General features: G+C 66.7%; 8 protein-coding genes. 3 read left to right on the top strand and 5 right to left on the bottom strand.

Translation table 11 applies throughout. The features are described from left to right. Together AC2VOP_RS00510 and AC2VOP_RS00505 are read right to left on the bottom strand one after the other, a co-directional pair. Positions 1-560, bottom strand: a 560-nt coding sequence (locus tag AC2VOP_RS00510) for a twin-arginine translocation pathway signal (protein ID WP_486959146.1), incomplete at its 3' end; no start/stop codon positions are given. Further along, the gene (locus tag AC2VOP_RS00505) at positions 557-1,285 is read right to left on the bottom strand and encodes a hypothetical protein (RefSeq protein WP_486959145.1); all 729 of its coding nucleotides are present in this window, start codon (positions 1,283-1,285) and stop codon (positions 557-559) included. The genes AC2VOP_RS00505 and AC2VOP_RS00510, both read right to left, overlap by 4 nt. Before the next feature lie 134 nt (positions 1,286-1,419). Here AC2VOP_RS00505 and AC2VOP_RS00500 point away from each other — a divergent pair, with 134 nt between their 5' ends. Then, a complete protein-coding gene (locus tag AC2VOP_RS00500) occupies positions 1,420-1,821 on the top strand; it encodes a hypothetical protein (RefSeq protein ID WP_486959144.1) in 402 nt (133 codons plus the stop codon). Between the two features lies 1 nt (position 1,822). Here AC2VOP_RS00500 and AC2VOP_RS00495 read toward each other — a convergent pair whose 3' ends face one another. Then, on the bottom strand, positions 1,823-2,194 hold the full coding sequence (locus AC2VOP_RS00495) for a hypothetical protein (protein ID WP_486959143.1): 372 nt from the start codon (positions 2,192-2,194) through the stop codon (positions 1,823-1,825). 144 nt (positions 2,195-2,338) lie between these two features. Then, complete coding sequence (locus AC2VOP_RS00490; protein WP_486959142.1) at positions 2,339-3,016, bottom strand: hypothetical protein; 678 nt, start codon at positions 3,014-3,016, stop codon at positions 2,339-2,341. A 167-nt stretch (positions 3,017-3,183) separates the two neighbouring features. On the opposite strand from AC2VOP_RS00490, the gene AC2VOP_RS00485 reads away from it, so the two are divergent. Next, positions 3,184-3,777 (top strand): twin-arginine translocation pathway signal, encoded by a 594-nt coding sequence (locus AC2VOP_RS00485; protein ID WP_486959141.1) that lies wholly within the window; start codon positions 3,184-3,186, stop codon positions 3,775-3,777. Position 3,778: 1 nt separating this feature from the next. Further along, on the top strand, positions 3,779-4,402 hold the full coding sequence (locus AC2VOP_RS00480) for a fatty-acid--CoA ligase (RefSeq protein WP_486959140.1): 624 nt from the start codon (positions 3,779-3,781) through the stop codon (positions 4,400-4,402). A 45-nt stretch (positions 4,403-4,447) separates the two neighbouring features. Here AC2VOP_RS00480 and AC2VOP_RS00475 read toward each other — a convergent pair. Next, positions 4,448-5,257 (bottom strand): aminotransferase class I/II-fold pyridoxal phosphate-dependent enzyme (locus tag AC2VOP_RS00475; RefSeq protein ID WP_486959139.1); only part of this gene is annotated, 810 nt, incomplete at its 5' end.

Here is a 5,257-nt window from a genome sequence, read left to right as displayed (position 1 = left end):
ACATTGCTCGACGTCAAAATCGGCTTCGGTTTGTCCTTGCTGGTGGTGGTCTGGTGGATGAACAAGAGCACGACCGCCGAGTCCGGATGTAACTCCGACACCGCAGCACGCAGCACGGTAGCGGACGCCTTCACGTCCTGTTGCCGGACCGCCGGCGCCACGAAATGTTGGCCGAAATCGCGGAAGTACCGCAAGAATTCGCCGGTCAGATGTGAATTCGCTGCCGCCAAATCCTGGTCGACAGTTGCGGGGGAGTACGACAGGACAGCCACCGCGCCCTCGGAGGCTGCCGTAATCGCCGCGTGTGCGGCCGCGGCGCCGGTCTGCTGATCCGGGCGGTACTGCAAGAAGAACAACCCGCCGGCGAGCGCCACCGCGCCAACAAGTGCCACCGCCAACAGAATCGGACGCCACCTGGCCAGGCCCCGGCGCAGCCAGTGCCCGCCGGCCCGCAGCCAGCGCCTCCGCGCCTGCTGCTGATTTGACGACGCCTCAACCGCGACATCGCCGACTTCGCGGACATTGGCGTCGTCGATCCGTGGATCCTGGTCGATCGTCACGGGACGAACTCGATGCTGGATATCTTGGGCTGCCCTTCGTCCTTGCTGAGGCCCAGTGCGATGTGCCACGCCTGTGGTTCCTGCGCGCCCTGGGGCTGCTGAGCCGTCGTCGTCGCCGCGACCAGGACGGTCGCCGAATCGCCGCTGATCGACTCGACGGCAACGTCGTTCACGGTCGTCGTGGTGACGACCTTCGACTGCTGCAGTCTCTTGCCCATCTCGGCGGCGACAGCTGGGAATCGGTCCCTGAACCGTCCGGTGGAGATGTCAGCGATGCGCTTCATGTCGTCTCCGGTTTTGTTGAAATCCAGCGACATCAAGGATGTGACAGCTTGACGTGCGGCCGTCGCGAACTCCGCGGTACGCTGCTTTTCCTGCGACGCGACGTGATGGTGCCACATCATGTAACCGTTCGCCCCCATCACGGCGCAGAACAGCGTGATCGTCGCGGCGACCGCGACCGTTCTCCGCCTCGGGCGCCGCCGCCACCAACGCGGCACGAGGAGGGACCTCGTCTTGTGCGTGTCGCCGGCCCCGGCGGCTTCCCAACGCAGCCGGACCGCGCGGGCACGGGCCGCCGCGGCATGTGCTTCCGCCTCCGCGGCCACGGCTTCCGCCTCCGCGGCTACCGCTTCCGCCTCTGCTGCCGCTGCCCATGCGGCGGCCGCAGCCTCCGGCGGCTCGTCGACGTGGTCGTCGTCGGGCGCCGGCTCGCGGGAAGCCATGAGTACTCCTTGTCAGACGGACGGTGCAGAGCAAGTGTGCGGAAATGTTATCGCGCAGCCGTTGGTCGGTGCACGGTCAAAGGTGATCCGGTGATAATCGAGAAATTCGTGGTCGCCTTGGGCACAATGGCGAGATGCGCTTGATCCTGGTAGCCGCCGCCGCGCTGGTGCTGGTCGGGCTGCTGGCGGCGCCGTCTACGGTGGCCGAGCCGGCGCCCAGCTGCGATGACCCGAGCTGCGTTCCGGGCATGACACCGGGCGTGGTGCTGGGCACCCTGTGTGACAACACGACCTACTTCGTGTTCGGAACGACGTCCTACGGGCCGGTGGAATCCCTGCCGGGCAGGGTGGTTTTCTGCAGCTCGCCGCGGAGAATCCACGGCCGATGGTTCCGGTCGCCCAGGATGGTCGGTATCAAAGAAGAGGGCGGCGACTGCACCGAATACACGAACTTCGTCGCGCAGGCGCCGGACGGATTGTTCCTGACCTGTGTGGCGCAGAACGGCCGAACCACCTGGGTCCGCGGCGACACGTAACTCACCAATTACGCAGTGAGCAAAGCACGCCCGTGGGGCCGTCTTTCGACATGACGACAACACCGTCCACCGTGAGTTCACAGTGAAAATTCGGAGTGGCGGTCTGGCGGTACCAGCGGCCGGTGCTGGCGGTCACCAGCGCCCACTGATCGGGATTGTTCAACATCAGCTCGAAGACCCACGGCTTGCCCGGTCCGACATCGGCTTTGATGTTGGGAACCCACCGGTAGGGGTCGTGGCTGTAGCGGTAAAACTCCGGCGGCTCGTTGTCTAGGTAGTAGATGTCTGCCTGGGTCGGCTGGGCGGCGGTGACGGTGTATTTGACCCGGTGGGCGGGTGGGTCGTCGGCGTGTGCGGTGGCCACCAAGCTCACGGTCGCCGACGCCAGTGCTAACACGCCACTGAGGAGCGTTTTCCTGATGACGGTCACATCGGTCTCCGGGTCTGTCGTCGATTCGCGACGATAGCACCCGCAACGGGTTGCAGTACGTGGAATTCGGCTTTTGGCCGACGATCGTCACTCGACGAACTCGACGTCGGACATCTTGAGCCGGTCGCCGTCGCGGGTAAGGCTCACGGCCAGACGCCACGACGTGGGTTGCCGTTGACCGTCCATCTCCACGGTTTCGGTGTTCACCGCCACCAGCACCACCCCAGCGTCATCGGACATCGACTGCACAGCAACATCTTTCACGTCCGCTGTGGCGACCATCTTCGACTGCTCGACGCGGCGGGCCACCGCTGCGGCGTTCTTCTCGAACCGTGACTTGAAGTCGCCGGTGGAGTTGTCCAGAACGCTCTGGACGTGTTCGTCGGTTTTGGTGTAGTCGATCGCCAGCATCGCCACCGCGGCTTGGCGGGCCGCGGTGGCGAACTCCGCGGCGAGCTGTCGTCGGTCGACCGCTAGCCGATGCTGCCACCACATGCTGCCGCTCGCCGCCGACGAGACGCAGGTGAGTGCGACGCCGACGACGGCGCCCAGCTCCCTGAAACGCGGCAGCCGCCGCCGCTTCGCTGCCCGGTCTGGGTTGGCCTGCACGGCTTTGGCTCGGCGGTGCAGTCGCCTCGCCCGTGCGCGAGCCACGCGGGCGCGAGATGCTGCCTCGGCGGCCGCCGCCTCCGCCGCGGCGGCAGACTGCCGCGCCTCGGTGGTGCTGGCCGAGTGGGATGATCGCTCGCCAGACGGCACAGCCACCCTCTTCGTCCCCTGTTCGTCTCTGTCGACATCGTCGACGCGGACTTCTGCAACCAGGAAAAATTTGATTCCCAAATATGTCAGAGTAGCGGCGACGCGATGTGCAGCGCGCAGCAGCCGAAAGGCGACCGGTGGTCAGCGCGGCGGGAAACGGAGGCAGGGCCACGATGTCGGCAGTCGAGGACGCGCACACCTCAGCAGACGGCGAGCGGGACAGCACCAGCGCCGTCGCACCCACGGCAGTCACGTCCAGGCCGGCGGGAAGGTCCTCCCGGATTCGACGGCTGGCGTCGCCGCTGGTGGTCATCGGGGTTCCGGCGGTGCTCTCGGTGGGGTTAGCCGCCGGCCTATTCTTCGCTGAGCAACGGCCCGACGACCAGACCGATGCCGCGGTGGCTCGGGCGGTGGTCAGCGCGGCCTCGCACGGTGCGGCAGCGGTGCTGTCCTACACGGCCGAGAGCCTGGAGGGCGACATGGCCGCCGCGAAGTCACATCTGACCGGGGGATTCCTGGACTATTACAGCAAATTCAGCGCCGAAACCCTCGGTCCGACCGCCAAGCAGAAAGAGATCAACACCAAAACCACGGTGGCTCGGGCCGCCATCTCTGAGCTGCACCCCGACTCCGCCAAAGTGCTGGTGTTCGTCAACCAGCTGAGCCGCCGCAAAGACGGCCCGTTCGTGGCGAACGCCGACAGCGTCATCGTCTCGCTGACCAAACGCGACGGGACCTGGCTGATCTCAGCCTTCGAGCCGGTGTAGCGTGAGCACTTTCGTCCATTCGCTGGTGATCGCGTCTGACTACCGGGTGCCCGATCCCAGCCGGGTCTGGCCGCTGCTGCAGCGCCGCAGAGCCGCGTTGGCCGACATCGGTGCACACCACGTCGGTGTGTACACCTCGACGCAGGATCGTGGACGGGTTCTGGTCACCATCGGTGTGCGCAACCGTGAACCGATCGTGGACCTGCTGCGATCCCGGGTCTTTCTGGAGTGGTTCGACACGGTGGGTGTCCCCGACATTCCCGCGGTGTTCGCCGGTGAGAAGGTCGCGCGGTTCGGCCCGGCTGCCTCCGGGGAAGGTGGCCCGCCCGAGGGCATTGTGCTGGCCGCGATCGCAGCGGTGGACGACGTGGCGGCGATGGTCGCCAGTGTCGCCGAAGAGCTGGACCAATGGCGGTCGGCCGGCACCCGAGACATGTGGATCTTCCGGGCCTTCGACGACGACCGCGAGGTGTTGGTCCTGCACGAGCTCACCGACGAGGACAGCGCCCGGCGGTGGATCGCCAATCCGGCGTCGGCCGCGCCGTGGATGACGGGAACCGGCCACGGGGTCTATCCGCCGCTGTTCGTCGGCAAGTTTGCCCACATGATGCGCATCGAAGCGTGATGCGCCGAGGACTGTGAGAGAAGTCGCTGAACGAGCAAGAGATTGTCAACTCGTCGGCCCGTCCCGCAGCGCCGACAACCGCCGGATCGCCTCGTCGAGGACGTCGTCGCGTTTGCAGAAGGTGAACCGCACCAGGTGGTTCCAGAGCTCTTTATAGGCGGTGCCGGCGGCGTCCGGGTTGCAGAACGCCGACATCGGGATCGCCGCCACCCCGACCTGCCGGGGCAGCGCGGCGCAGAACGCCGAACTGTCGTCGTATCCGAGGGGGCGTGGGTCGGCACACAAGAAATAGGTGCCGAAGCTGTCGTGCACCTCGAAGCCGACCTGGCCGAGTCCATTTGCCAACAGGTCGCGTCTGGCCTGCAGCGATGCCCGCAGCCCGGCCACCCAGGCGTCCTCGTGGTCAAGCGCGTACGCCACCGCCGGCTGAAACGGCGCCCCGCCGACATAGCTCAGATACTGCTTGGCGGCCCGCACCCCGGCGATGAGATCGGCGGGGCCACAAGCCCAGCCGATCTTCCAGCCGGTGCAGTTGAACATCTTGGCCGCGCTGGAGACCGTGACCGTCCGCTCGGCCATGCCGTCGAACCCGGCCAGCGGCAGGTGCCGACGCCCGTCGAACACCAAGTGCTCGTAAACCTCGTCGGTGACGACCAGCAGATCGGCGGGCACGGCGATCTCGGCGATGGCGGCCAACTCGGTCGCGGTCAGCACCAGGCCGGTCGGGTTGTGCGGAGAGTTGACGATCAGCGCCTTGGTCGCCGGCGTCACCGCCCGCCGCAGGGCGTCAACGTCGAGCGCGAAGCCCCGCCCGTCGGGCACCAGCGGCACGGTGACCCGCCGCGCACCGGCCAT

The sequence above is a fragment of the Mycobacterium sp. TH-M106 genome (genome assembly GCF_057473765.1).
Note: the sequence above shows the minus strand (reverse complement) of the source record. Positions and strands in the feature narration are given on the sequence as shown.

What these genes read in the sequence shown, in the direction of transcription:
- AC2VOP_RS00505 (WP_486959145.1), bottom strand. Translation starts at nt 1,285, where the DNA reads ATGGCTTCCCGCGAGCCGGCGCCCGACGACGACCACGTCGACGAGCCG.
- AC2VOP_RS00500 (WP_486959144.1), top strand. Translation starts at nt 1,420, where the DNA reads ATGCGCTTGATCCTGGTAGCCGCCGCCGCGCTGGTGCTGGTCGGGCTG.
- AC2VOP_RS00485 (WP_486959141.1), top strand. Translation starts at nt 3,184, where the DNA reads ATGTCGGCAGTCGAGGACGCGCACACCTCAGCAGACGGCGAGCGGGAC.